23 protein-coding genes are annotated in these 23,120 nt (G+C 67.1%); 12 read left to right on the top strand and 11 right to left on the bottom strand.

The features are described 5' to 3' along the window. Window positions 1–7: 7 nt before the first annotated feature. From rpmE to BW990_RS09865, 7 genes are all read left to right on the top strand, one after another. Entirely contained in the window at window positions 8–229 is a 222-nt protein-coding gene (gene rpmE, locus BW990_RS09835; protein ID WP_076447689.1) for a 50S ribosomal protein L31, read from the top strand. Window positions 230–495: 266 nt separating this feature from the next. After that, window positions 496–1,104, top strand: a complete 609-nt coding sequence (locus BW990_RS09840) for a hypothetical protein (protein ID WP_076447692.1) — start codon at window positions 496–498, stop codon at window positions 1,102–1,104. A gap of 1 nt (window position 1,105) precedes the next feature. Further along, window positions 1,106–2,026, top strand: coding sequence for an endonuclease/exonuclease/phosphatase family protein (locus BW990_RS09845; RefSeq protein WP_076447695.1), 921 nt, complete (start codon window positions 1,106–1,108; stop codon window positions 2,024–2,026). Window positions 2,027–2,146: 120 nt separating this feature from the next. Then, on the top strand, window positions 2,147–2,956 hold the full coding sequence (locus BW990_RS09850; protein WP_076447698.1) for a division plane positioning ATPase MipZ: 810 nt from the start codon (window positions 2,147–2,149) through the stop codon (window positions 2,954–2,956). Continuing rightward, complete coding sequence (locus BW990_RS09855; protein WP_076447700.1) at window positions 2,956–3,153, top strand: hypothetical protein; 198 nt, start codon at window positions 2,956–2,958, stop codon at window positions 3,151–3,153. Before BW990_RS09850 ends, BW990_RS09855 begins: the two co-directional genes overlap by 1 nt. A gap of 170 nt (window positions 3,154–3,323) precedes the next feature. Beyond that, window positions 3,324–4,091: an HpcH/HpaI aldolase family protein gene (locus tag BW990_RS09860; RefSeq protein ID WP_076447702.1), complete on the top strand. Its 768-nt coding sequence runs from the start codon at window positions 3,324–3,326 to the stop codon at window positions 4,089–4,091. A gap of 34 nt (window positions 4,092–4,125) precedes the next feature. Continuing rightward, complete coding sequence (locus tag BW990_RS09865; protein ID WP_076447703.1) at window positions 4,126–4,539, top strand: hypothetical protein; 414 nt, start codon at window positions 4,126–4,128, stop codon at window positions 4,537–4,539. Here BW990_RS09865 and BW990_RS09870 read toward each other — a convergent pair. Beyond that, window positions 4,514–4,987: a GNAT family N-acetyltransferase gene (locus tag BW990_RS09870; RefSeq protein ID WP_076447704.1), complete on the bottom strand. Its 474-nt coding sequence runs from the start codon at window positions 4,985–4,987 to the stop codon at window positions 4,514–4,516. The two genes, BW990_RS09865 and BW990_RS09870, sit on opposite strands and share 26 nt — an antisense overlap. Before the next feature lie 187 nt (window positions 4,988–5,174). Here BW990_RS09870 and smc point away from each other — a divergent pair, with 187 nt between their 5' ends. Continuing rightward, window positions 5,175–8,630, top strand: coding sequence for a chromosome segregation protein SMC (smc, locus tag BW990_RS09875; protein ID WP_076447705.1), 3,456 nt, complete (start codon window positions 5,175–5,177; stop codon window positions 8,628–8,630). A gap of 317 nt (window positions 8,631–8,947) precedes the next feature. On the opposite strand, the gene BW990_RS09880 is transcribed toward smc, so the two are convergent. Continuing rightward, a complete protein-coding gene (locus BW990_RS09880) occupies window positions 8,948–10,120 on the bottom strand; it encodes a lytic murein transglycosylase (RefSeq protein WP_083950540.1) in 1,173 nt (390 codons plus the stop codon). A gap of 161 nt (window positions 10,121–10,281) precedes the next feature. On the opposite strand from BW990_RS09880, the gene BW990_RS09885 reads away from it, so the two are divergent. After that, window positions 10,282–10,656, top strand: a complete 375-nt coding sequence (locus BW990_RS09885) for a response regulator (RefSeq protein WP_076447706.1) — start codon at window positions 10,282–10,284, stop codon at window positions 10,654–10,656. 9 nt (window positions 10,657–10,665) lie between these two features. On the opposite strand, the gene BW990_RS09890 is transcribed toward BW990_RS09885, so the two are convergent. The 8 genes from BW990_RS09890 to BW990_RS09925 form a co-directional block, all read right to left on the bottom strand. Further along, window positions 10,666–11,655, bottom strand: a complete 990-nt coding sequence (locus tag BW990_RS09890) for a glutathione S-transferase family protein (protein ID WP_076447707.1) — start codon at window positions 11,653–11,655, stop codon at window positions 10,666–10,668. A gap of 204 nt (window positions 11,656–11,859) precedes the next feature. Next, window positions 11,860–12,096: a hypothetical protein gene (locus tag BW990_RS09895; protein WP_076447710.1), complete on the bottom strand. Its 237-nt coding sequence runs from the start codon at window positions 12,094–12,096 to the stop codon at window positions 11,860–11,862. Next, window positions 12,096–13,013, bottom strand: coding sequence for a methionyl-tRNA formyltransferase (gene fmt, locus BW990_RS09900; RefSeq protein ID WP_076447713.1), 918 nt, complete (start codon window positions 13,011–13,013; stop codon window positions 12,096–12,098). The genes BW990_RS09895 and fmt overlap by 1 nt, the downstream gene beginning before the upstream one ends. A gap of 78 nt (window positions 13,014–13,091) precedes the next feature. After that, window positions 13,092–14,633, bottom strand: a complete 1,542-nt coding sequence (locus BW990_RS09905) for an alanine/glycine:cation symporter family protein (protein WP_076447716.1) — start codon at window positions 14,631–14,633, stop codon at window positions 13,092–13,094. 11 nt (window positions 14,634–14,644) lie between these two features. Further along, on the bottom strand, window positions 14,645–15,079 hold the full coding sequence (locus tag BW990_RS09910) for a universal stress protein (protein ID WP_076447719.1): 435 nt from the start codon (window positions 15,077–15,079) through the stop codon (window positions 14,645–14,647). 73 nt (window positions 15,080–15,152) lie between these two features. Next, entirely contained in the window at window positions 15,153–15,863 is a 711-nt protein-coding gene (locus BW990_RS09915; RefSeq protein ID WP_076447722.1) for a metallophosphoesterase family protein, read from the bottom strand. A gap of 104 nt (window positions 15,864–15,967) precedes the next feature. Beyond that, window positions 15,968–17,563 (bottom strand): phosphoglycerate dehydrogenase, encoded by a 1,596-nt coding sequence (gene serA / locus BW990_RS09920; protein WP_076447724.1) that lies wholly within the window; start codon window positions 17,561–17,563, stop codon window positions 15,968–15,970. A gap of 116 nt (window positions 17,564–17,679) precedes the next feature. Next, window positions 17,680–18,834, bottom strand: coding sequence for a phosphoserine transaminase (locus BW990_RS09925; protein ID WP_076447727.1), 1,155 nt, complete (start codon window positions 18,832–18,834; stop codon window positions 17,680–17,682). 332 nt (window positions 18,835–19,166) lie between these two features. Here BW990_RS09925 and serB point away from each other — a divergent pair, with 332 nt between their 5' ends. Continuing rightward, the gene (serB, locus tag BW990_RS09930; protein WP_076447730.1) at window positions 19,167–20,048 is read left to right on the top strand and encodes a phosphoserine phosphatase SerB; all 882 of its coding nucleotides are present in this window, start codon (window positions 19,167–19,169) and stop codon (window positions 20,046–20,048) included. 26 nt (window positions 20,049–20,074) lie between these two features. Here serB and BW990_RS09935 read toward each other — a convergent pair whose 3' ends face one another. After that, window positions 20,075–21,076, bottom strand: coding sequence for an asparaginase (locus BW990_RS09935; protein ID WP_076447733.1), 1,002 nt, complete (start codon window positions 21,074–21,076; stop codon window positions 20,075–20,077). Between the two features lie 169 nt (window positions 21,077–21,245). Here BW990_RS09935 and BW990_RS09940 point away from each other — a divergent pair, with 169 nt between their 5' ends. Further along, window positions 21,246–21,773 (top strand): invasion associated locus B family protein, encoded by a 528-nt coding sequence (locus BW990_RS09940; protein ID WP_076447736.1) that lies wholly within the window; start codon window positions 21,246–21,248, stop codon window positions 21,771–21,773. A gap of 163 nt (window positions 21,774–21,936) precedes the next feature. Then, window positions 21,937–23,115: a dual-specificity RNA methyltransferase RlmN gene (rlmN, locus tag BW990_RS09945; protein ID WP_076447739.1), complete on the top strand. Its 1,179-nt coding sequence runs from the start codon at window positions 21,937–21,939 to the stop codon at window positions 23,113–23,115. Window positions 23,116–23,120: the final 5 nt, after the last annotated feature.

Genomic DNA, 23,120 nt, shown 5'->3' on the forward strand with positions numbered 1-23,120 from the left:
CACGACCATGAAAAAAGGCATTCATCCCGAATACCACGTCGTGACCGTCAAGATGACCGACGGCTCCACGTTCGAGACCCGCACCGTCTGGGGCAAGGAAGGCGACACGCTGTCGCTCGACATCGACCCGACCGTGCACCCCGCCTGGACCGGCGGCTCCTCGCGCCTGCTCGACCAGGGCGGCCGGGTGTCGAAGTTCAAGAAGAAGTACGAAGGCCTCGGCTTCTGAGCCACGCTTTCGCATCACCATCGGGAACGCCGCCTTTCGGGGCGGCGTTTTTCGTTCCTGGTCGCGCCTGCGCTGTCCGTGCGTCCCGGGGCGGGGCCCGGCCCGCGCCTCTCGGCTGAGAAGAGAGCCCCGGCGATGCGCGCCGCACCGACAAGCGCTTGGCGCGGACAGCCGATCAACCCACCGCGAGCCGCCGCGCGGAGCCTCGACAGGACATGCGCGCACTCCTAGTGTCCCGCAGCAGACGCGAACCATTCGAGCAATCCATGCGAAACGTCCTTCACCGAGCAGCCCTGCTCTGCGCCGCGCTCCTGCTTGCGGGCTGCGCCGCAGCCCCCGTCGAACGCGACCCCGCCGTCAGCCAGTCGGAAATCCGCGCCCTCGCGTCCGCCTTCGAGGGCCTGTCGCCCGCAGTCGACCCCGAAGAGGCCGCCCGCGCCGCCCGCATCGCGATCACCTATCCGCTGGAACTGCGCGCGCTCTACGAGGTTGAGGACGGCCCGGTCCTGCACAACACCAAGGTCAATGCCGGGCTGAAGCCCCGCGGTCTGTGCTGGCACTGGGCGCAGGACATGGAGCGGCGGATGCGGCAGGAAGACTTCGAGACGCTGGCGCTGCACCGCGCCGTCGCCCCGCCCCGCAACCTGTTCCGGCTGGAGCATTCCACGCTGGTGATCTCCGCCAATGGCGAGACGATGCAGGAGGGGCTCGTCCTCGATCCCTGGCGCAAGGGCGGCGTTCTCTACTGGGCGCCGGTGCCCGAGGATCCGAGCTACGATTGGCTGCCGCGCGCGGTGGTCCTGGCGAGCAAGGGCTACCGCATCCCAGACGGTGCCTCGGACACGCTTGTGCGCGTTGCGGACGGCGCGCTCTGAAATGCGATTTTTCCGCCGCACGGCGCAGATCATCGTGGCCATGCTCGCGCTTCTGTCGCTCGTGGCCTGCGCCTTGCACTTCACCAACAGCACCGCAGAGCCGCTGCCGCCGAAGGACGCGGGAACGCACCGCGTCGCCACGCACAACGTCCACTATATCTGGCTCAACCGGGCGACGGGCGCGTGGTCCGTCGGCGATTGGCAGGCCCGCGCGCCGGCGATGGACGCCGCCTTCAAGGTGATCGACGCCGACATCGTCGCCTTCCAGGAGATGGAAAGCTTCGCGGGGGGCAATTCGGACCGGGTGAACCTCGCCCGCAGCTACCTGCTGGAGAACAATCCGGATTATGCCGCCGCCGCCGTCGGCGATTGGAGGGACTTCCCGTCGACCCAACCGATCTTCTATCGCACCGACCGCTACAGGCTCGTGGATCAGGGTTGGTTCTTTTTCTCCGACACGCCGGACGTGATCTATTCGCGAACCTTCGACGGCTCCTTTCCCGCCTTCGCCTCCTGGGCGCGGTTCGCGACCCGGGCCGACGGCACGGAATTCGTCGTGATGAACGTGCATTACGAATACAAATCCGCGTCGAACCGTCTGCAATCGGCAGCCCTGACGGCAGAGCGGATCGCCCCGTTTCGCGCGGCGGGCCTGCCGGTCCTGCTGCTCGGCGATCTTAACGCCCGCACGGGCTCCGAGACGATGGGCGTTCTCGAAGGGGCGGGCCTCGCGTTCCTCGACGTGGACGGCGCGACCTACCATTTCGACCGCGGCATCAATCTCTTCGGCGCGATCGACCATATCGGCCTGTCGGGCGGCGCCGCGGCCCGGGCGGGGCCCTTCACGCTGCAGCGCAAGTTCGCGGGCGACTGGCCGTCCGATCACTACCCGGTCGTCGCCGATATCGCGCTGCCCGAGTGATCTATCTGCCGCGCCCGGCAGGACATCCGGCAGTTGCAGGCATCTCACGACTTCCCTTGTGATGGCCCCCAAGATACCGTAGCGCCGGGGACGGATTGCGGAATATCTGGGGACATACGCGTGGCGCATATCATCGTTGTCGGGAACGAAAAGGGCGGTGCAGGCAAGTCCACCGTGTCGATGCACATCGCCACAGCACTCGCACGGATGGGGCATCGGGTCGGAACGCTCGACCTCGATCTGCGCCAGCAGACCTTCGGGCGCTACATCCACAACCGCCGCGCGACGCTCGAGGCCGAGGGGCTCGACCTGCCGACGCCGCATTACATGGAACTGCCCGAGATCGACAAGGACACGCTCGCGCCCGGCGAGAACGTCTACGATCACCGACTGTCCGCCGCGGTCGCCGTCCTGGAACCGCAATCGGATTTCGTGCTGATCGACTGCCCGGGCTCGCATACCCGGCTCAGCCAGGTCGCCCATTCGCTCGCCGACACGCTGGTCACGCCGCTCAACGACAGCTTCGTCGATTTCGACCTGCTCGCGCATATCTCGTCCGACAGCGAGAAGATCCTCGGCCCCTCGGTCTATTCTGAAATGGTCTGGAATGCGCGGCAATTGCGGGCGCAGGCGGGGCTCGCCCCCATCGACTGGGTGGTGCTACGCAACCGGCTTGGCGCGCAGAACATGGTCAACAAGCAGAAGATGGAACGCGCGCTCGACCGGCTGTCCAAGCGGATCGGTTTCCGCGTCGCCCCGGGCTTTTCCGAGCGGGTCATCTTCCGCGAATTGTTCCCGCGGGGTCTGACCCTGCTCGACCTCAAGGATGTCGGTGTGAAGCAGCTCAATATCTCGAACGTCGCGGCCCGGCAGGAATTGCGCGACCTGATGAAGACCATCGCCCTGCCGGGTGTCGAGGTGGCTCTCTGATGGCCGCCCCGGGACCCACGCGCGGCGAGCTGATCTTCCGCCTCTGTTTCAGCATTGCCGGCCTCGGACTCCTGGCGGTCGCCGTCGCGGTGCGCGGCATGCCGCGCGGCGCGGCCCTGTTCGAGGTCTTCGGGATCGCCGGCGCGTTCTTCGCGGGCACCGCGATCTGGACCATCCTCAAGCTGCGCAAGCGCTGAGCGACCGGCTTTTTCAGACATTCCCGCCCGGGCGCGCCGAGGATGGCAGAACCGCAATCGACGTTTGCAATCGAGACCCGGGCATCACCGGACCGATACGCCCACCGCCCTTGCCAAGGGCCGCGAACGCGGCAACCCTGAGCGCCGCACCCCAAGACAGGAGCACCGCGATGGCAGCCCCCGTGAACAGCTTCAAGCCCGCCCTGCGCACGGGCAAGCGTCAGATCGGCCTCTGGATGGGGCTGACCGACCCATATGCCGCCGAGATCGTCGCCACGGCGGGCTTCGACTGGGTTCTGATCGACGGCGAACACGCGCCCAACGATCTGCAGGCCATCGCGCGGCAATTGCAGGTCATTGCGCCCCATACGCACCCGATCGTCCGCCTGCCCATGGGGGAGCCCTGGCTCATCAAGCAGGTGCTCGATACCGGCGCGCAGACGCTGCTCATCCCCATGGTCGACAGCGCCGAGGAAGCCCGCGCCCTCGTCCGCGCGATGCGCTATCCGCCAGAGGGTATCCGCGGCATGGGCGGCATGATGGGCCGGGCGACTGCGTTCGGGCGTGTCGCCGATTACCCCGGCACCGCGAATGACCAGATGTGCCTGATCGTGCAGATCGAAAGCGGTGCGGCGCTTTCGGCGCTGGACGAGATCCTCGCGGTCGACGGCGTGGACGCGGCTTTCGTCGGCCCGGCGGATCTGTCCGCCGATCTGGGCTATCCGGGCCGCGCCGACGCACCGGAAATGCGCAAGATCATCGCCGAGACGCTGGGCCGGATCGCCGCTTCGGGCAAGGCGGCGGGCATCATCGACACGGGCGATGCAGCACTCGAGGCGCATTTCGCCGCGGGCGCCTCCTTTGTGGCGGTGGGCGCGGATGTGAGCTTTCTGTCGCTGGGATTGCAGGCGCTCGCCCGGAAATGGCAGGTCGGTTAACGCGGTCTTAACCCAACACCCGCTTCCTTGGCGCATGCGCCCTGCCCTGATCGTCCTTTTCTGCCTGCTTCTCGGCGCCTGCAACACCGGCGGTCCGGGCTTCGCGCGGATCGCGCCGGACCGGGTGACGCAGGACGGCAGCACCTTTCTCTTTCGTCGCAACGGCCCGCTCATCGAGGCGGAGCGTATCTCGCCCGAGTTCCTGCCGCGCTTCCAGCCGGTCGCGCGCAAGGCCGGGTTGGCGGCTCAGACGCGCACCGGCTGCCCGGTCGTCTGGATCATGGGCGATCAGGCGATGATGGTCCTGGCGCTGGACTGTCCGGGCGGGCCGAAACCGCCGAAAATGCCCCGCAGCGTGCATTGGCGCTGCGATGCGCTTGGCACCTCCCGCCCGGTGGGCGAGCGGCTGGTGTCCGTCGATTTCAGCCTGTCCTGCCGGAAGGGCTGAGCCGCTTTTCGTAGAAATGGCTGCACCCGTTCTCCGCGTACTCGCCGAAGGGTCCGCATCGCGTGTAGCCCGCACGTTGGTAAATCCGTCCCGCCGCCGTCAGCAGATCGCCCGTTTCCAGCCGCAGAAGCGCGATGCCCCGGCTGCGGGCTGCGTCCTCCGCATGGGCGAGGAGCTTGGCGGCCACGCCCCGCCCGCGGGCCTCGGGATCGACGAACAGCGACTTGATCTCGCCGTACTCCGCCCCGTCCCTGAGCGCGATGGTTCCCAGCACCGCATCGCCCTCCCGCGCCGCCCAGAGCGTGATCTCCGGCGCCGCGAGCGCCTCGAAATCGAGAAAGGCATTGGTTTCGGGCGGGAACAACTCCTGCATCAGCGCATGGCTGGCGCGCAGCAATCGGGCCACGCCATCGGCATGCGGGTCGGTCGTCTCGATTCTGATCGTCATGCGCCGTCCTTTCTCAGGGCAACGAAGCGGCGCCGATAAGTCGCGTCAATCCCGCTATCCATGGTGCGATCCACCGATATCTTGTGGATAAGGCTGCCTCAGCAGCGATATACAGGCAGTTTTGTTTGACTCCACCGCCCGCCACGCCTCACTCTGCCCCTGACACGCGGAATCGGGAGCCCGAGCCTTGCGCTTTTCGAAACTGAAACTGACCGGCTTCAAAAGCTTCGTGGACCCCACGGACCTGGTGATCTCGGACGGGCTGACCGGCGTGGTCGGGCCCAATGGCTGCGGCAAGTCGAACCTTCTCGAAGCGCTGCGCTGGGTCATGGGCGAAAACCGCCCGACCGCCATGCGCGGCGGCGGCATGGAGGACGTGATCTTCGCCGGCGCCGCCTCGCGCCCCGCCCGCAACTTCGCCGAAGTGGTCCTGCAGATCGACAATTCCGAGCGCCTTGCGCCCTCGGGCTTCAATGACAGCGACCAGCTCGAGATCGTGCGCCGGATCACCCGCGACGTGGGCTCGGCCTACAAGACCAACGGCAAGGATGCGCGGGCGCGCGACGTGCAGATGCTGTTCGCCGATGCCGCCACCGGGTCGCATTCGCCCGCGCTTGTGCGGCAGGGCCAGATCTCGGAGCTGATCAACGCCAAGCCCAAGGCCCGCCGCCGCATCCTCGAGGATGCCGCCGGCATCGCGGGGCTCTACCAGCGGCGCCACGAGGCCGAGCTGAAGCTGAAGAACACGGAGGCGAACCTCGCCCGCGTCGACGACGTGATCGAAAGCCTCGCGAGCCAGCTTGCCAGCCTCGCGCGGCAGGCCAAGCAGGCGGCGCGATACCGTGCCATCGGCACCGATCTGCGGCAGGCCGAAGGGCTGCTGCTCTATCGCCGCTGGAAGGATGCCGATCTGGGGCGCGCCACCGCCGAAGAGGCGCTGCGCGGCAAGCTTGCCGCCGCGGCCCAGGCCGAACGCGCCGCCCGCAACGCGGCGAAGACGCGCGAAAGCGCGGAGGAGGCGCTGCCGCCCCTGCGCGAGGAGGAAACCGTCGCCGCCGCGATCCTGCAGCGGCTCACCGTCGAACGCGATGCGCTCAAGGATCGCAAGGCCCGCGCCGAAGAGACCATCCAGACCCTGTCACGCCGTATCGAACAACTGGTGCACGACCTCGACCGTGAAGCCGGGCTCAACCGCGATGCGGGCGAAACCATCGAGCGGCTGGAATGGGAGGCCCGTGAGCTCGCCAAGGCGGGCGACGGCTATGACGACCGGCTCGCCCGCGCCGCGGAAGAGGCCCAGGAGGCCGCGACCATCCTGCAGGAGCGCGAAAGCCTGCTGTCCGAAAAGACCGAGGACGTGGCGCGCCTCGCCGCGCGGCACCAATCGGCCCATCGCTACCTGTCCGACACCCAGAAGACGCTCGATCGGAACGTGGGCGAGGCCCGCAAGGCCAGCGCGCTCGTGACCGAGGCCGAGACGACGCTCGCCGGGGCCGCCGAGGCGCGGGGACGGGCCGAGACGAAGCTCGAGGCGGCGCAGGCCATGGCGCAGCGCGCCGAAGCGGTGCTGACCGATGCCGAAGCCGCCCGCGCGGAAACCCAGAGCCGTGAGGCCGATGCCCGCGCGGAGCGCTCAGAGGCCGAGGGCGAGATGAACGCGCTCAGCGCCGAGGTCACGGCGCTGGCCCGGCTTCTCGACCGCGACACCGCCGAGGGCGGCCAGATCCTCGACCGGCTGCAGGTGGAGCAAGGCTTCGAGAAGGCCCTTGGCGCGGCGCTCGCCGACGATCTGCGCGCACCCGAGGTGGAGGCCGACGGCCCGTCGGGCTGGGCCGTTCTGCCCGCCTATGACAGCGCGCAACCCCTGCCCGCGGGCGTGACCGCGCTGACCCAGCACGTCTCGGTGCCTGAGGTGCTGGAGCGGCGGATGAGCCAGATCGGCCTTGTCGATGCCGATGAGGGCACAGCGCTGCAAGCGGCACTGAAGCCCGGCCAGCGGCTGGTCAGCCTCGATGGCGATCTGTGGCGCTGGGACGGCTACCGCGCCTGGGCCGAGGACATGCCGTCCGCCGCCGCCCTGCGGCTCGAGCAGTTGAACCGTCTGGAAACGCTGAAGCAGGAAAGCGCGCGGGCGGGCTCGCGCCTCGATGGCGCAGCACAGGCGCATGAGACGCTGAAGGCGCGGCTCGTGGAACTGACGCGCGCCGACAAGGAAGCCCGCGAAGCCCGCCGCAGCGCCGACCAGGCGGTGACGGAGGCCTCCCGCGCACTCAGCCGCGCCGAGGCGGAACGCGACATGGCTGAAGGCAAGCTCGAAAGCGCGCGTCTTGCGGTGGCGCGCCACGAGGACGAGGCGCAAGCCGCCCGGGCCCAGGTGGCCGAAGCCGAACGTGCCGTAGCCCAGCTGGGCGATCTCGGCACCGCTCGCGCCGAGGTCGAGGACATCAAGCTGACCGTCGAGGCCGCGCGCATGACGATGATGGCCAAGCGCTCCAACCACGACGAGATCCGCCGCGAGGGCGACGCACGACGCGCCCGGGCGCAGCAGGTGACGAAGGAGCTTTCCGGCTGGCGTCACCGGCTCGAGACCGCAAAGGGCCGCAACAGCGAACTGGTGGCCCGGAAGGAGACCGCCGAGGCCGAGCTTGCCGAGGCGCAGGACCTGCCCGCCGCCCTCGATGCCGATGCCGCCCGGCTGGACGCGTCGATCGCCACGGCAGAGACCCGTGGCAAGGCCGCAAGCGACGCCCGCGCCAGCGCCGAGACCGCCCTGCGGGAAGCCGTCGCCGCCGAGCGCGACGCCGAGCGCACGGCCTCGGAGGCGCGCGAAGCCCGCGCCGCCGCCGAAGCCCGGGCAGAGGCCGCCCGCGACGCCGTCACCGCAGCCGCCGAGCGCATCTCCGAGGAGCAGGAAACGACCCCCGCCAAGCTGCTCGAGCGGCTGGAGGTCGACCCCGAGGCGATGCCGCGCGCCGACGAGGTCGAGGCCAAGGTCAACGCGCTCAAGCGTCAGCGCGACGCGCTTGGTGCGGTGAACCTGCGCGCCGAAGAGGATGCCCGCGAGGTGCAGGAGGAACACGACCTCCTCGTCTCGGAAAAGACCGATCTGGAGGAGGCGGTGAAGACGCTGCGATCCGGCATCGCCTCGCTCAACCGCGAAGGGCGCGAACGGCTGCTGACTGCCTTCGAGCAGGTGAACGCCAATTTCTCGCTGCTCTTCACACATCTCTTCAACGGCGGCGAGGCGAACCTCGTCATGGTCGAAAGCGACGATCCGCTGGAAGCGGGGCTCGAGATCATGTGCCAGCCCCCGGGCAAGAAGCTCTCGACCCTGTCGCTGCTGTCGGGCGGAGAGCAGACCCTGACCGCGCTGGCGCTGATCTTCGCGGTCTTCCTCGCCAACCCCGCACCGATCTGCGTGCTCGATGAGGTTGACGCACCGCTCGACGATGCCAACGTGACCCGCTTCTGCGACATGCTCGACGAGATGTGCCGCCGCACGAACACCCGGTTCCTGATCATCACCCACCACGCGGTGACGATGGCGCGGATGGACCGGCTCTTCGGTGTGACGATGCAGGAGCAGGGCGTGAGCCAGCTCGTGTCCGTCGATCTCAAGAAGGCCGAGAAGATGGTCGCCTGAGGCGATCATCGGCACCGCTCCACGCGTCATTGACCAAGTTGTGCCTCTGTGGCGCCGTCGCGACACATCCCGGCGTAAGCAGGTGATGGCATGGGAACGAGAAAGACTATCGAAAGTGGATGTTCGTCCTCGCCATGGCAGCACTATGCGTGACGATTATCCGGCTCTGGCGCGGCCAATATGCTGAGAAACAATGACCCGGCAGAGCTGCAACTCTGCCGGGTCTTTCATGAGATGATCATGCGAACGAAGGACTATCGAGACCTCAAACGATACCTGGAGTCTTACGGTCCGGCAAAACACCCGGAACGCTGGCCCTATAAGCGGTTCAACAGCGCCCGCGTCGGCCAGGCATCCGCCGGCAAGCCCAGCTCGCGCTGCACGTCCCGCACCGCCGCGCGGGTGCCCGCGCCCAATATGCCGTCCGCCCCGCCCACGTCGTAGCCGCGCGCCTGCAGCCTCTCCTGCAGCGCGACCATCTCGTCGCCCGACAGGCCCGGCGACGGGCTGCCGGCCTCGTAGATCGGCGCGCCTTCGAGACGGGTCGCGAAATAGGCCGCGGTCATCACGTAGGTGAAACTCTGGTTCCACTCGAAATAGACGCGGAAATTCGGGTAGGCGATGAAGGCGGGCCCGTTCCGGCCCTGCGGGATGACGATCGAGGCGCCCGGCCCCGACCCATCAAAGCCGCCATCGCGCGGCTCGACGCCCATCGCCGCCCAGTCCGCCACGCTTTTCTCGGTCTCGAGCCCGGCCTCGTACCAGTCGAAATCTTCGGGCAGGCGCACTTCCTCGATCCACGCTTCGCCGGGCCGCCAGCCCAAATCGGCCAGCATCGCCGCGCCCGACATCAGCGCATCTTGCGCGGAGGTCTTCAGATCGACTCGCCCGTCACCATCGCCGTCGCGGCCATTCTCGAGGATATCCTCGGGCAGCATCTGCACCATCCCGATCTCTCCGGCCCAGGCGCCGGTGGTGCGCGCCGGATCGAACGCGCCTTGCGCGAACAGCTCCATCGCGGCGAAGACCTGCGGGCGGAAGATCTCGGGCCGGCGGCAATCATGCGCCAGCGTGACCAGCGCATCGGCGGTGTTGAAATCGCCCTGGAACGCGCCGTAATCGGTCTCGAACGCCCAGAACGCCAGAAGCACCCCGCGGGAAATGCCGTATTCGGCCTCGATCCGGTCGAAGATCGCGTCGTATTGACGGGCGAGGTCAAGCCCGCGCTCCAGCCGGTTCTGGCTGATGAGCTTACGCGAAAACTCCAGAAACGGTGCCTGGAAGAAACCCTGCTGACGGTCGCGGTTCAGCACGGCCCGGCTTTGCTGCACGGATGCGAGGAACCGGTCCGCCGTGGCGGGCGCGATGCCGCGGTCCAGAGCCTCGGCCTTCAATCCGGCAAGGAAGTCGGAAAACGACCCGCCGCAGGGCGTCTCGGCATGGGCGCAGGACGCGGTGAGGGCAAGGGCGACGGCAAGGGCGCGCAGCATGTCTGGCTCCTGTTCTATTTGGGTCGCGGGACGCTAACAGCGCCTAAGCGGAGAGAAAAGTAGGCGATAATCCGAGCAGAAAACGCCAAAACGAAATTAACCCTAGGTTGCCGGCCGGTTTTCCCCGATATTGTCGCAACCCGCTGCAGGGTCGAGCTCGCATGAACATCCTGATCGTCGAAAGCAATCCAGACCTCGGTCTCCTCTGGCAAAGCCATGTGGAGCGTCTCGGCATGTCGGTCACCCGTACCGAAAGCCAGTCGGGGGCGGCGCAGGCCATCCAGACCGAGCATTTCGATCTGATCGTGCTGAACCTGCTTCTGGAGGATGGCAGCGCCTTCGCCGTCGCCGATTTCGCCAGCTACCGCCAGCCCCAGTGCAAGGTCATCTTCGTCAGCCGGTCGAGCTTCTTCTCGGACGGGTCGATCTTCAACCTGTGCGCCAATGCCTGCGCGTTCCTGCCCGCGGGCACGGCGCCCGAAGACCTCGCGGCGATGGCCGAGCATTACGCGTCGGAGCCCGGCGGCACGCGCTGAGCCGGTCGCTCAGGCGGCGCGCAGGCGCTCCCGGCCATGCGGCGCTTCAAGGTCGAGAACCGGCCCGACGGGCACGATCCGATGCGGATTGATGGATTCGTGGCTGTAATGGTAATGCCGCGAGATATGCCCGAAATCGACCGTGTCGGCGACGCCCGGCCATTGGTACAGCTCACGCAGATAGCCCCAGAGGTTCGGGAAATCGACGATCCGGCTGCGGTTGCACTTGAAGTGGCCGTGATAGACGAGGTCGAAGCGGATGAGCGTGGTGAAGAGCCGCCAATCCGCCTCGGTGATGCGGTCGCCCATCAGGTAGCGATGCGAGCCCAGCCGTTCCTCCAGCCAGTCGAGCGAGGCGAAGAGCGGCTTGACCGCGTCCTCGTAAGCCTCCTGCGTGGTGGCGAAACCCGCCTTGTAGACGCCGTTGTTCACCGTGTCGTAGATCCGCGCATTGACCGGCTCGATCGCCCTGCGCAGGCCCTCGGGCCAGTAATCCGCGCGGTTGCCGGTCAGCCCGTCGAAGGCGGAATTGAGCATGCGGATGATCTCGGCCGATTCGTTCGACACGATGGTCTCGCGCTGCTTGTCCCACAGGATCGGTACGGTCACCCGGCCGGAAATGCCGGGGTCGGCCTTGAGGTAGATGTCGCGCGCGAATGGCAGCCCGTAGAGTTGGTCGCCGGTGGCGCCGGGGAAATCCGCATCGAAGCTCCAGCCGTCGGACATCATGTCGGGATGCACCACCGACACGCCGATATGCGCCTCGAGATCCTTGAGCTTGAGGAAGATGAGCGCACGATGCGCCCAGGGGCAGGCCAGGCTGACATAGAGGTGGTAGCGCCCGCTTTCCGCGGGAAACCCGCCCTCGCCCGAGGGCCCCGCCGCGCCATCGGCGGTGATCCAGTTGCGGAATGCGGTCTCGGAGCGGACGAATTTTCCGCCGGTCTTCGAAGTGTCGTACCAGGTGTCGTGCCAGACGCCGTCAACAAGCTGACCCATCGGATCCTCCTTGGTTGCTTGCCCTGATACCTAAGCGCATCCGGTCGCGGGTCCATCCCGGCTCACCGCGCGTCCGCCCTGCGCCCCTGCACAGAGGCCCGCAACAAGGCGCCCGCCCTCACGATCGGACCGGAAATACCTCCGGAGAGCGCGAGAGGCTGGCCTCTCGCACGCCGCGGCCCGGCTCGATGCCGGGCCGCGGCGTCACTTGCGCCAATGGAACGGCACGATGATCAACGCCCCGATGGAGGCGGCGATGGCGTTCCAGCCCTGCCGTCCGAAGCCCACGCCGAACATGATCGAGACGAAATAGAACAGGAACGCGCCACCGATGCAGATGATCACGCTTTGCAGGATGCCGTTATGGGTGAAGCCGGTCTTTTCCGAGGCGACGCCGACCAGCGCCGCGATGATGACCGTGCCGATGAGTGTGGGCAGCATTACGATCCCTTTCCAAGGCGGGTGCCGGGCGGCAGGTCGAAGCCCCTCAGGAAGGCCTCCGCATCCTGCGCCGAGCGGCCGGGCTTCTGCGCCCGGGTGATCTCGACCGCGCCCTCGCCGCAGGCGACGCGGAAGCCATCCGCCAGAACCTCGCCGGGCGAACCGGCGCCCTCGGCGAGGCGCGATCCCAGAAGCTTCAGGCGGACATCGCCCACCTCGGTCCAGGCGCCGGGCCAGGGCGACAGTCCCCGGATGTGCCGGTCCACGATGCGGGCCGGGCGGGACCAGTGGATGCGCGCCTCGGCCTTGTCGATCTTCTCGGCATAGGTCACGCCCTCCGCCGATTGCGGCTCGGGCGTCAGGCTCGGCAGCTTCATCAGCGCCTCGGTGATCATCCGCGCGCCCATCTCCGACAGCCGTGTCTCGAGGCTGCCCACGGTCTCCTCGGGTTCGATATCGGTGGCCTCGGCCATCAGCACCGGCCCGGTATCGAGCCCGGCCTCCATCTGCATGATGGCGATCCCGGTCTGCGGGTCCCCGGCCATGATGGCGCGATGAATGGGCGCCGCACCGCGCCAGCGCGGCAGGAGCGAGGCATGGATGTTGATGCAGCCGAAGCGCGGCGCGTCGAGGACGGGCTGCGGCAGGATCAGCCCGTAGGCCACGACCACCGCCGCATCCGCTTGAAGCGCCGCAAACTCCGCCTGCGCCTCGGGCGTGCGCAGCGAGGTGGGATGCCGGACGGCCAGGCCCAGCGCCTCGGCGCGGGCATGGACGGGCGTCGGGCGATCCTTCTTGCCCCGGCCCGCGGGACGGGGCGGCTGGCAATAGACCGCCGCGATGTCGTGGCCGGCCGCGACCAGCGCATCCAGAACCGGCACCGAGAAGGCGGGCGTGCCCATGAAGATCAGGCGCATGGAACCTCCGATTGATCCTTGCGCCATGGTCCTAGCCCGCGCGGCCCCTGCTGGGAAGGGCCGCGCGTCCGCTTGCGCCTAGGTCTTGTACTTCTTGATCTGGCCGGACTTGAGCTTGGCGCTGTAATTGGCCAGCTCCCGCTTCACGATCGGCATCAGGAAATAGAGCCCCAGCACGTTGACCACCGCCATGGCGAAGATCGCCGCGTCCGAGAAGTCGATGACCGGGCCGAGATTGGCCGAGGCGCCGATGATCACGAACAGACAGAAGATCACCTTGAAGACGACCTCCTTGGACTTCCCCTCGCCGAAGAGGAAGGTCCAGGCCTTCAGCCCGTAATAGGACCAGCTCAGCATCGTCGAGAAGGCAAAGAGGATCACCGCCAGCGCGAGGATGTACTTGAAGCCGTCGATCTCGGACGAGAAGGCCGCGGAGGTCAGCGACACGCCGGTATTGCCGTCTATGGTCTGCACCGCGTTGCCGGCTTCGGTCAGCACGTAGAGCCCGGTTTCCGGATCGGAGATCAGTTGCCCGGTGATGATGATCACCAGCGCCGTCATGGTGCAGACGACGACCGTGTCGATGAAGGGCTCCAGAAGCGACACGAAGCCCTCGGTGATCGGCTCCTTGGTGCGCACCGCCGAGTGGGCGATGGCCGCCGAGCCGACGCCCGCCTCGTTCGAGAAGGCCGCGCGCCGGAAGCCCTGGATCAGGGCGCCGACGAAGCCGCCCGCCACGCCGAGCCCGGTGAAGGCGCCTTCGAAGATCTGGCCGAAGGCCCAGCCGATCTGGTCGGCGTTCATCAGGATGATAATGATCGCCGTGCCCACGTAGAGGACGCCCATGAAGGGCACGACCTTCTCGGTCACCCGGGCGATGGATTTCAGACCGCCCACGATCACCGCGAAGACGATGGCGGCGAAGATAACGCCGGTGATCCAGCCCGGATAATCCCCAAACACCCCCGCCAGCTGCTGATGCGCTTGGTTGGCCTGGAACATGTTGCCGCCGCCCAGCGCGCCGAAGATGCAGAAGACCGAGAAGAGTACCGCGAGGATGCCGCCGCCGGGCAGTCCGCGTTCGGCGAAGCCGCGTGTGAGGTAGTACATCGGACCGCCCGAGACGGTGCCGTCGGGATATTCGTTGCGGTACTTCACCCCGAGCGTACATTCGGTGAACTTCGACGCCATGCCCATGAGGCCCGCGAGGATCATCCAGAAGGTGGCGCCGGGGCCGCCGATACCGATGGCGACCGCCACGCCCGCGATGTTGCCAAGGCCCACCGTGCCCGACAGCGCCGTGGCCAGCGCCTGGAAATGGCTGACCTCACCGGCATCGTTCGGGTCGGAATAATCGCCCTTCACCAGCGCGATGGCATGGCCCGACCAGCGCAGCTGCACGAAGCCGAAATAGAAGGTGAAGACGGTCGCCGCGATGACCAGCCAGCCTACGATCCAGGGAAAACTCGTGCCGGGGAAATTGGAGAAGATCAGGCTGACGAACCAGCCGGTGGAATTTGCGAAAATCGCGTTCACGGTCTCGTCGATGCCCTGGGCCTGTGCGGGCACCGCAAGGGCCAGCAGGGCCATGACCGCGAGAAGAAAGCGGGAATGTGTCATGTGCGAAATCCTCACGGGACGATGGTGCAGGGAATGGTGGCGATCTGGATGAGGGTCGCCGCCGTTGAACCGAACAGCCGCGCCGCGAGGCCGCCGCTGCCGTCGCGCCCGACGATGATCTGATCGGCGCCCTTCTCCTTGGCGACGCGGGCCAGGATCTCGGCGGAATGGCCGTACTGGATGACCGGCTCGATCTTGAGACCGCTGGCCGAGACGCGCTCGAGCGCGGGTTTGAGGACGGCGCTTTCGGCGCGGGCCATCTCGTCCTTGCGGCGCGCATGCCGCTCGGCCAGCTCTTCCTGCGTCAGGAAGGAATAGGGCGACCATTCGAGCACGTGGACCAGAATGATCGAGGTGTCATGCGACTTGGCCAACGCCACCGCGTGGTCAAGCGCGCGGTCGGACGGCTCAGAGCCATCATAACCGACAAGGACGGGTCCGGGCATGTGTGAACTCCCTGTTGGATGCCTGAGACCCGCGAGCGTAGGCGCATCGTCGGCCGCTCCAAAACGAATTGTTTCAAATCGACACTATTTCCCGGGCGGTCCCGTCCTCGAGGGCAAAAGCCCGCCGCCCGGACAGGCGCACGGGCACAAGCGGGCGGCCATAGCCCGCGCCGCCATCGAGATTAAGCCGGTTGCCGTAATGGCGGGGTGTCTCGAGCGCGGTATGTCCATGCACGATGAGCTTGCCGTGATCGCGCGCGTCCGACAGGAACGGGTCGCGGATCCAGATCAGGTCGCGCTTGACCTGATCGCGCAAGGGAACCCCGGGCCGGATTCCCGCATGGCAGAAGAACTGCGCGTCGGTTTCATGACTGAGCCGGAGGTCGCGCAGAAAATCAAGATGGGTGTCCGGCATCGCAGCGCGCAGCTCCGCATGGATGTCGGCATCCGGGCGGCGAGGATCAGGATCGATCCCGTAGGAGGCCGCCGTCTCCCGCCCGCCCACATTGGGCGAGAGCCAGAAGGCCGGATCCCGGAGGGTGGGCGGCGGGCCCGTCACGAAATCATGCAGAAGGTCGTCGTGATTGCCCAACAGGAAGGTCCAGTTCTCGCCCGCCGCGCGGCCAGCGGCGAGCCGGTCGAGCACGCCGCGGCTGTCCGGGCCCCGGTCGGTGTAATCGCCGAGAAAGACCACCGGCGCGCCCGGATCCGCCGCGGCAATCGCCTCAAGCGCACGATCGAGCTGGTCCGCCTGTCCGTGAATATCCCCGATCGCGTAGATCATTCGGCTCTCCCCTTGTTCCGAGCCTGCACGCCCCGGCGGAAAAGAAAAGGCCGCGGGGGCGACCCGCGGCCTCGATGTCTTTGCGGAAAGTCAGTGCGCGGGCGTCACGCTACGTCGAATTCCAGCGGCTTCACCTGCTGGAACATGCCCGTCTCGTGCAGTTCCTTCACGACCTTGTCGTCGATCCGGTCATCGACATACAGCAGCGCGATCGCCTCGCCATGCGCAGCGGCCCTGCCCAGCGTGAAGTTCGCGATGTTGACGCCGTTCCGGCCCATGGTCATGCCGAGCGTGCCGATGATGCCCGGCACGTCCTCGTTGGTGGTGTAGACCATGTGGCGGCCGATCTCGGCGTCGATATTGATGCCCTTGATCTGGATGAAGCGCGGCTTGCCGTCCGAGAAGACGGTGCCCGCGATGGAGCGCTCGCGCTTCTCGGTCTTCACAGTCACCTTGATGTAGCCCTCGAAAGCGCCGGACTTGCCCTGGTTCGTGGTCGACAGCTTGATGCCGCGCTCCTTGGCGATGAGCGGCGCGGAGACCATGTTCACCTCGGGATTCACGCGCTTCATGATGCCCGCGATCAGGCTGCAATTCAGCGCCTCGAGGTTCATCTCGGCGACCGAGCCGTCATAGAGGATGTTGATCGCCTTGATCGGCTCGTCGGTCATCTGCCCGATGAAGGCACCGAGGTGATCGGCCAACTTGATCCAGGGACCCATGACGCGGGCTTCCTCGGCGGTCACGGAAGGCATGTTAAGCGCGTTGCTCACCGCGCCGGTCAGCAGGTAATCGGCCATCTGCTCGGCCACCTGCAGCGCCACGTTTTCCTGCGCTTCGGTGGTGGCGGCCCCCAGATGCGGCGTGCAGACCACGTTCGGCAGACCGAAGAGCGGGTTCTCGGTGGCGGGCTCCTCGGCGAAGACGTCGAAGGCCGCGCCGGCCACGTGACCCGACTTCAGAAGGTCCGCCAGCGCGGCCTCGTCAACCAGTCCACCGCGGGCGCAGTTGATGATCCGCACGCCCTTCTTGGTCTTTTCGAGGTTCTCGCGCGACAGGATGTTGCGGGTCTGGTCGGTCAGCGGCACGTGCAGGGTGATGAAGTCCGCGCGCGCCAGAAGGTCAGCCAGTTCGACCTTCTCAACGCCCATCTTGGCGGCTTTCTCCTCGCTCAGGAACGGGTCATAGGCCACGACCTTCATCTTGAGGCCGCGCGCCCGGTCGCAGACGATGCCGCCGATATTGCCCGCGCCGATCACGCCCAGCGTCTTGCCGGTCAGCTCGACGCCCATGAACTTGGACTTTTCCCACTTGCCCGCATGGGTCGAGGCCGAAGCTTCGGGAATCTGGCGCGCCACGGCGAACATCATCGCGATGGCGTGCTCGGCGGTGGTGATCATGTTGCCGAAGGGCGTGTTCATGACGATGACGCCCTTCTTCGAGGCGGCGTCCTTGTCGATATTGTCGGTGCCGATCCCGGCCCGGCCGATGACCTTCAGGTTCGGCGCGTTCTCGAGGATTTTCGGCGTGACCTTGGTGGCCGAGCGGATCGCGAGGCCGTCATACTTGCCGATCACCTCGGCGAGCTTGTCCTTGTCCTTGCCGAGATCGGGCTGGAAGTCGACCTCGATGCCGCGGTCGCGGAAGATCTGGACGGCGGCGTCCGACAGCTTGTCGGAAATGAGTACCTTGGGAGCCATGTGTCTGGTCCTTTGAATGGAAGGAAATGGGATCGGCCGCGCCCGACGCCCGAGAATTTTCGAATAATTCTCGGGCGAAATCTTCACGAAGATTTCGGGCCCGGCGGGGGTGTCGCTCAGGCGGCTTCGGCCTGCGCAGCCATCTCGGCATGATAGGCCCAGTCGAGCCACGGCAGCATCGCCTCGATATCCGCCGTCTCGACCGTGCCGCCGCACCAGATGCGCAGCCCTGCCGGGGCATCGCGGTAGGAGCCCACGTCGAGCGCCACGCCCTCGGCCTCGAGCCGCTTCTGCACGGCCTTGGCGAAGGCCGCCGGGTCGGCGATGGCCGGGTCGGTGAACTTCAGGCACACGGAGGTGTTCGAGCGCGTCGCGGGATCGGTGGCGAGGTTGTCGATCCAGTCATGGGCGTCGCAGAAATCCCAGACCGCCTTGGCGTTGGCATCCGCCCGAGCCATCATGCCCATGAGCCCGCCCACGGAGCGCGCCCAGTCGAGCGCCACGAGGTAATCCTCGACCGCGAGCATCGACGGCGTGTTGATCGTCTCGCCCACGAAGATGCCCTCGATCAGCTCGCCGCCCTTGGTCAGGCGGAAGATCTTCGGCAGCGGCCAGGCGGGCGTGTAGCTTTCGAGCCGCGCGACGGCGCGCGGGCTGAGGATCAGGATGCCATGCGCGGCCTCCCCGCCCAGCACCTTCTGCCAAGAGAAGGTGGTCACGTCGAGCTTGTCCCAGGGCAGGTCCTGCGCGAAGGCCGCCGAGGTCGCATCGCACAGCGTCAGGCCCTTGCGATCCGCCGGGATCGCGTCGCCCGAGGGCATGCGCACGCCGGAGGTGGTGCCGTTCCACGTAAAGCAGACGTCGTGGTCGTAATCGAGCGCCGCCATGTCGACGATCTCGCCGTATTCGGCGGTGTGGACCTGGTGTTCGATCTTCAGCTGCTTGACCGCGTCGGTGACCCAGCCCGCGCCGAAGCTTTCCCAGGCGACCATTTCTGCCGGACGTTCGCCCAGCATGGTCCACATCGCCATCTCGTAGGCCCCGGTATCCGAGGCGGGCACGATGCCGATCCTGTAATCGTCGGGAATGCCCAGAAGCTCGCGCGTGCCGTCGATGGCCGCTTTCAGCTTGTCCTTGCCGACCTTGGCGCGGTGGGACCGGCCGAGGGCCGCATCGGACAGCTTGTCGAGGGAGAATCCGGGGATCTTGGCGCAAGGGCCGGAGGAAAAACGCGGGTTTTCCGGCCGCGTTGCCGGTTTCGTGGTGCTCATGATGGCTAACCTTCCAGATAGTCGCCCTTCGTTGGGGAAGGGTGTCCCACCGCGGCATGTACTGCTCTGCCGATGCTCCGGCAAGTGGGGAAATGGTCCTAGGGTCGATTTCCGGCGCCACAGCGGCCACGGCGACAGAGCGCCGCATCGCCGGGTTGCGGTCTGGCGGTCCGGTCGCGTGGAGCCCGCGGGCCGTCCCGCATGGGTGGACGCGCACCGGAACGAAGCCCCGGATGCGGCCTCGCGATGCGCGGCAGGGCGGGGATTCGCTGCGCCCTTCCCCTCGGACGCCCGCCAATCTATATGCCCCGCATCCGACAAGAGGCCCCTTCATGACCCAGATCGTCACGCTCCTGAGCAACCCCGCCGATCCCGCCCTCGACCCCGCCGCGGCGGAGGCGCTGCGCAATGCCTGGGGCGGCGGCGATCTGCAATGGCTGGCGCCCGACGAGGCCTGCGAGTTCGCCGTCGAGTCGGTGCCCGGCAATGCCTCCATGGTGCGCATCGACATGGCCGCGCTCGGCATCGACATGGTGATCCAGCCCGCCGCAGGTCGCCGCAAGCGGATGCTGCTGGCGGATATGGATTCGACGATGATCGAACAGGAATGCATCGACGAGCTGGCCGAGGTCGCGGGCGTCGGCGCGCATGTGAAGGACATCACCGCGCGCGCCATGAACGGCGAGCTGGATTTCGAGGGCGCGCTGACGGAACGCGTGGCCCTTCTGAAAGGCCTCGATGCGGGTGTGATCGACACGGTGCTGCGCACCCGAATCACCTACATGCCGGGTGGGCGCACTCTGATTGCCACGATGAAGGCCCATGGCGGGCATGCGGTGCTGGTCTCGGGCGGGTTCACCGCCTTCACGCAATCGGTGGCGGGCGCGCTCGGCTTCGATGAGCATCGCGCCAACACGCTTCTGACCGCGGACGGCGTCCTGACCGGCGAGGTCGCGCGCCCGATCCTCGGACGACAGGCCAAGGTCGAGGCGCTGGAGGAGATCACCGCCCGGCTCGGGATCGGGGCCGGCGACGTGATCGCGGTGGGAGACGGCGCGAACGACCTCGGCATGCTCGGCCGCGCCGGCACCGGCGTCGCGCTCCATGCCAAGCCGTCGGTGCAGAAAGAGGCGCAGCATTGCGTCAATCACGGCGACCTGACCGCGCTGCTTTACATCCAGGGCTACGCCAAGACGGATTTCGTGACCGGCTGACGCCCTGAACCGGAGGCGGGAGGGTCTTACGCGCCCAAGAGCGGCGCGGGCCGGATGCCGCCGGTCACGGTCCCGCGCCGATTGCGGATCTCAGGGCTCAGAAACCGCTTCACATCCGGGTGCGCGGGGTCGAGCACGCCCATCCGAACGAGGATCGCCGTGATCGCGCATTCCGACGCGCGGGTCGCGCCGTCGGCGATCTTCACCGCCAGGCCGACGCCCCGGTCTGGCAGGATCGCCACGAAAAAGCCCTCCGCCCCGGTCTTCAGCGCCACCGGCTCGGACGCCGCGCGCATCAGGAGCGTGCAGGCGCGGCCCTCGCCCGCCACGAGCCCCGGATGCGCGATCATCGCATCACGGAGCCGGACAGCCGCGCGGGACAGCGTGTCGTTCCGGTGATGGGCCGTGGCGAACCAGGACATGGCCCGGGCCATGGCGGCCATGGTCGTGGCGAAGTTCGGGGCGGAGCAGCCGTCGATGCCGTATCCGGGGCTCGGCTGACCGGTCACCGTCTCGAAGGCTTCGCGGCAGGCCATCTGCACCGGGTGGTCGGGCGCATGGTATTCCGGCCCGCTGCCGAGATGCGCGTTCAGCGTCAGGAAACCCGCATGCTTGCCGGAGCAATTGTTGTGCACCTGGCAAGGCGCCTCGTCGGCCTTGAGCATGCGGTGCCGCTCGTCCCGATCCCGGCTCGGCTGGGGGCCGCAGCGCAGCGCGTCGTCGTCAAGCTCCAGCGTCGAAAGCCAGGCGCGCACCGCCGCCACGTGAACCGGCGCGCCGCTGTGGCTGGCACAGGCCAGCGCGAGGTGCTCCGGGATCAGGCTGCGGGCATCCGCCGCACCCGAGGTCAGCAGCGGCAGACCCTGGATCATCTTGGCCGAGGAGCGCGGCAGGATTAGCGCCTCTGCATCCCCGAACACCTCCACGGGCACCCCATCCGGACCCGCAACCACCGCATGGCCGTAATGCACCGACTCGGCCATCGGTCCACGCCAGATTTCACACAGACGGGCAGCTTGGAGACTCATGCGGGGCGTTCCTCACGACTTGGCGATAATCTGCCGACGGGGCTTTTCGCGCTCGGCAAAATCGGGCTAGTGTCCCGTCCGATGACGGGGGTCAACCGGGGTAGATAAACCGGAGCCGCCTTGGCACAACCCGTGATATTGAGAGTCAGGTCTCGTGGAGTTTCAGGCGATGAAATCTGTAGTTGCAAGCAGCCTCTTGGCGGCATGTCTCGCTTTCGGCGCGCCCGCCCAAGCGCAGGAGGAAAGCACGAACCGTGTCGACGCGATGACCGACTGGTCGGTCTTCGAAGGCACCGATCCGCGCGAATGCTGGGCCGTCACCACCTACAAGGAAAGCGTGAACACCCGCGACGGCCGTGTCGTCGCCGTGACCCGCGGCGAGATCCTTCTGATGGTGTTCTTCCGCCCCGAAGCCAGCGTTTCGGGCCAGGTCGCCTTTACCGGCGGGTATCCCTTCGCGGACGGCTCGACGGTCAACGTGAATATCAGCGGCACCGAGTTCGAGCTGTTCACCGAGGGCGAATGGGCCTGGCCCGCGACGCCGCAGGACGATGCCCGCCTCGTGACCGCGATGAAGCGCGGCGCGGATGCGGTCGTGACCGCGCGGTCCTCGCGCGGGACGCAGACCAAGGACACCTTCTCGCTGCTGGGCTTCACCGCCGCGGTCGAGGATGCGGAGCGGCGCTGCACGAGCTGACGCCGGGCCGGTCTCGCTGGCATGACAACTAAGCCTTACGGCGCGCCCGGGCGGCAGGCCGCTGCCCGCGCGCGCTTTTCCTTTTGGAATCGCCCTGCACTTCCTATATGCACCCCACTTTCACAGGATTTCAGGCGGCCCGTGCCGCCCCGGAGCGCCCGACATGACCGCGAATGCACCGATCACCCAGGACCTCGTGACCATCCCGCGCAAGGCGGAGGAGGGTCTGCCGAACATCATCGGCCTGACCCGCGAGGCCCTCAAGGCCGCGCTGACCGAGATGGGCACGCCCGAGAAACAGGTGAAGATGCGCGTGAACCAGGTCTGGGCCTGGCTTTACCATTGGGGCGTGCGCGACTTCGACGCGATGACCAACCTCTCCAAGGAGTATCGCGAGCGCCTCAAGGCCAGCTTCGAGATTCGCCTGCCCGAGGTCGTCTCCAAGACCGTCTCGATGGATGGCACGCGCAAATACCTCGTCCGCATCGCGGGCGGCCACGAGGTCGAGGTGGTCTATATCCCCGAGGCCGATCGCGGCACGCTCTGCATATCCAGCCAAGTGGGCTGCACGCTGACCTGCTCGTTCTGCCATACCGGCACGCAGAAGCTGGTGCGCAACCTGACCGCCGGTGAAATCGTCGGCCAGATCATGGTGGCGCGCGACGATCTCGGCGAGTGGCCCGAACAGGGCGCGCCCAAGAACGAGACGCGGCTTCTGTCCAACGTCGTGCTGATGGGCATGGGCGAGCCGCTCTACAATTTCGACAACGTGCGGGACGCGATGAAGATCGCAATGGACGGCGAGGGCATCTCGCTGTCGCGGCGCCGCATCACGCTGTCCACGTCGGGCGTCGTGCCCGAGATCGCCAAGACCGCCGAGGAAATCGGGTGTCTTTTGGCAGTGTCCTTCCACGCCACCACCGACGAGGTGCGCGACAAGCTGGTGCCGATCAACAAGCGCTGGAACATCGAGACGCTTCTGGGCGCGCTCAGGGAATATCCGCGCCTGTCCAATTCCGAACGGATCACGTTCGAATATGTGATGCTGAAGGACGTGAACGACAGCGACGCCGATGCGCGGCGGCTGGTGAAGCTGATCGCGGGCATTCCCGCCAAGATCAACCTCATCCCCTTCAACGAATGGCCCGGCGCGCCCTACGAGCGCTCGGACTGGAGCCGGATCGAGGCCTTCGCGGATATCATCTACAAGGCGGGCTATGCCTCGCCGATCCGCACGCCGCGGGGCGAGGATATCATGGCCGCCTGCGGTCAGCTCAAATCCGCGACCGAACGCGCCCGCAAGAGCCGCCGCGAGATCGAGGCCGAAGCCGCCCGCGGCTGAGGCTG

The sequence above is a fragment of the Roseivivax lentus genome (assembly GCF_900156805.1).
In the GTDB taxonomy this organism is placed as follows: Bacteria; Pseudomonadota; Alphaproteobacteria; order Rhodobacterales; family Rhodobacteraceae; genus Roseivivax; species Roseivivax lentus.

Coding starts and splice junctions, on each gene's coding strand:
- BW990_RS09870 (WP_076447704.1), bottom strand. CDS start 4,987: ATGACGATCAGAATCGAGACGACCGACCCGCATGCCGATGGCGTGGCC.
- serB (WP_076447730.1), top strand. CDS start 19,167: ATGACCCAGATCGTCACGCTCCTGAGCAACCCCGCCGATCCCGCCCTC.
- BW990_RS09905 (WP_076447716.1), bottom strand. CDS start 14,633: ATGACACATTCCCGCTTTCTTCTCGCGGTCATGGCCCTGCTGGCCCTT.
- rlmN (WP_076447739.1), top strand. CDS start 21,937: ATGACCGCGAATGCACCGATCACCCAGGACCTCGTGACCATCCCGCGC.
- BW990_RS09915 (WP_076447722.1), bottom strand. CDS start 15,863: ATGATCTACGCGATCGGGGATATTCACGGACAGGCGGACCAGCTCGAT.
- serA (WP_076447724.1), bottom strand. CDS start 17,563: ATGGCTCCCAAGGTACTCATTTCCGACAAGCTGTCGGACGCCGCCGTC.
- BW990_RS09855 (WP_076447700.1), top strand. CDS start 2,956: ATGGCCGCCCCGGGACCCACGCGCGGCGAGCTGATCTTCCGCCTCTGT.
- BW990_RS09940 (WP_076447736.1), top strand. CDS start 21,246: ATGAAATCTGTAGTTGCAAGCAGCCTCTTGGCGGCATGTCTCGCTTTC.
- BW990_RS09890 (WP_076447707.1), bottom strand. CDS start 11,655: ATGGGTCAGCTTGTTGACGGCGTCTGGCACGACACCTGGTACGACACT.
- BW990_RS09860 (WP_076447702.1), top strand. CDS start 3,324: ATGGCAGCCCCCGTGAACAGCTTCAAGCCCGCCCTGCGCACGGGCAAG.
- BW990_RS09840 (WP_076447692.1), top strand. CDS start 496: ATGCGAAACGTCCTTCACCGAGCAGCCCTGCTCTGCGCCGCGCTCCTG.
- BW990_RS09885 (WP_076447706.1), top strand. CDS start 10,282: ATGAACATCCTGATCGTCGAAAGCAATCCAGACCTCGGTCTCCTCTGG.
- BW990_RS09925 (WP_076447727.1), bottom strand. CDS start 18,834: ATGAGCACCACGAAACCGGCAACGCGGCCGGAAAACCCGCGTTTTTCC.
- BW990_RS09935 (WP_076447733.1), bottom strand. CDS start 21,076: ATGAGTCTCCAAGCTGCCCGTCTGTGTGAAATCTGGCGTGGACCGATG.
- BW990_RS09880 (WP_083950540.1), bottom strand. CDS start 10,120: ATGCTGCGCGCCCTTGCCGTCGCCCTTGCCCTCACCGCGTCCTGCGCC.
- BW990_RS09910 (WP_076447719.1), bottom strand. CDS start 15,079: ATGCCCGGACCCGTCCTTGTCGGTTATGATGGCTCTGAGCCGTCCGAC.
- BW990_RS09865 (WP_076447703.1), top strand. CDS start 4,126: ATGCGCCCTGCCCTGATCGTCCTTTTCTGCCTGCTTCTCGGCGCCTGC.
- BW990_RS09895 (WP_076447710.1), bottom strand. CDS start 12,096: ATGCTGCCCACACTCATCGGCACGGTCATCATCGCGGCGCTGGTCGGC.
- BW990_RS09845 (WP_076447695.1), top strand. CDS start 1,106: ATGCGATTTTTCCGCCGCACGGCGCAGATCATCGTGGCCATGCTCGCG.
- rpmE (WP_076447689.1), top strand. CDS start 8: ATGAAAAAAGGCATTCATCCCGAATACCACGTCGTGACCGTCAAGATG.
- fmt (WP_076447713.1), bottom strand. CDS start 13,013: ATGCGCCTGATCTTCATGGGCACGCCCGCCTTCTCGGTGCCGGTTCTG.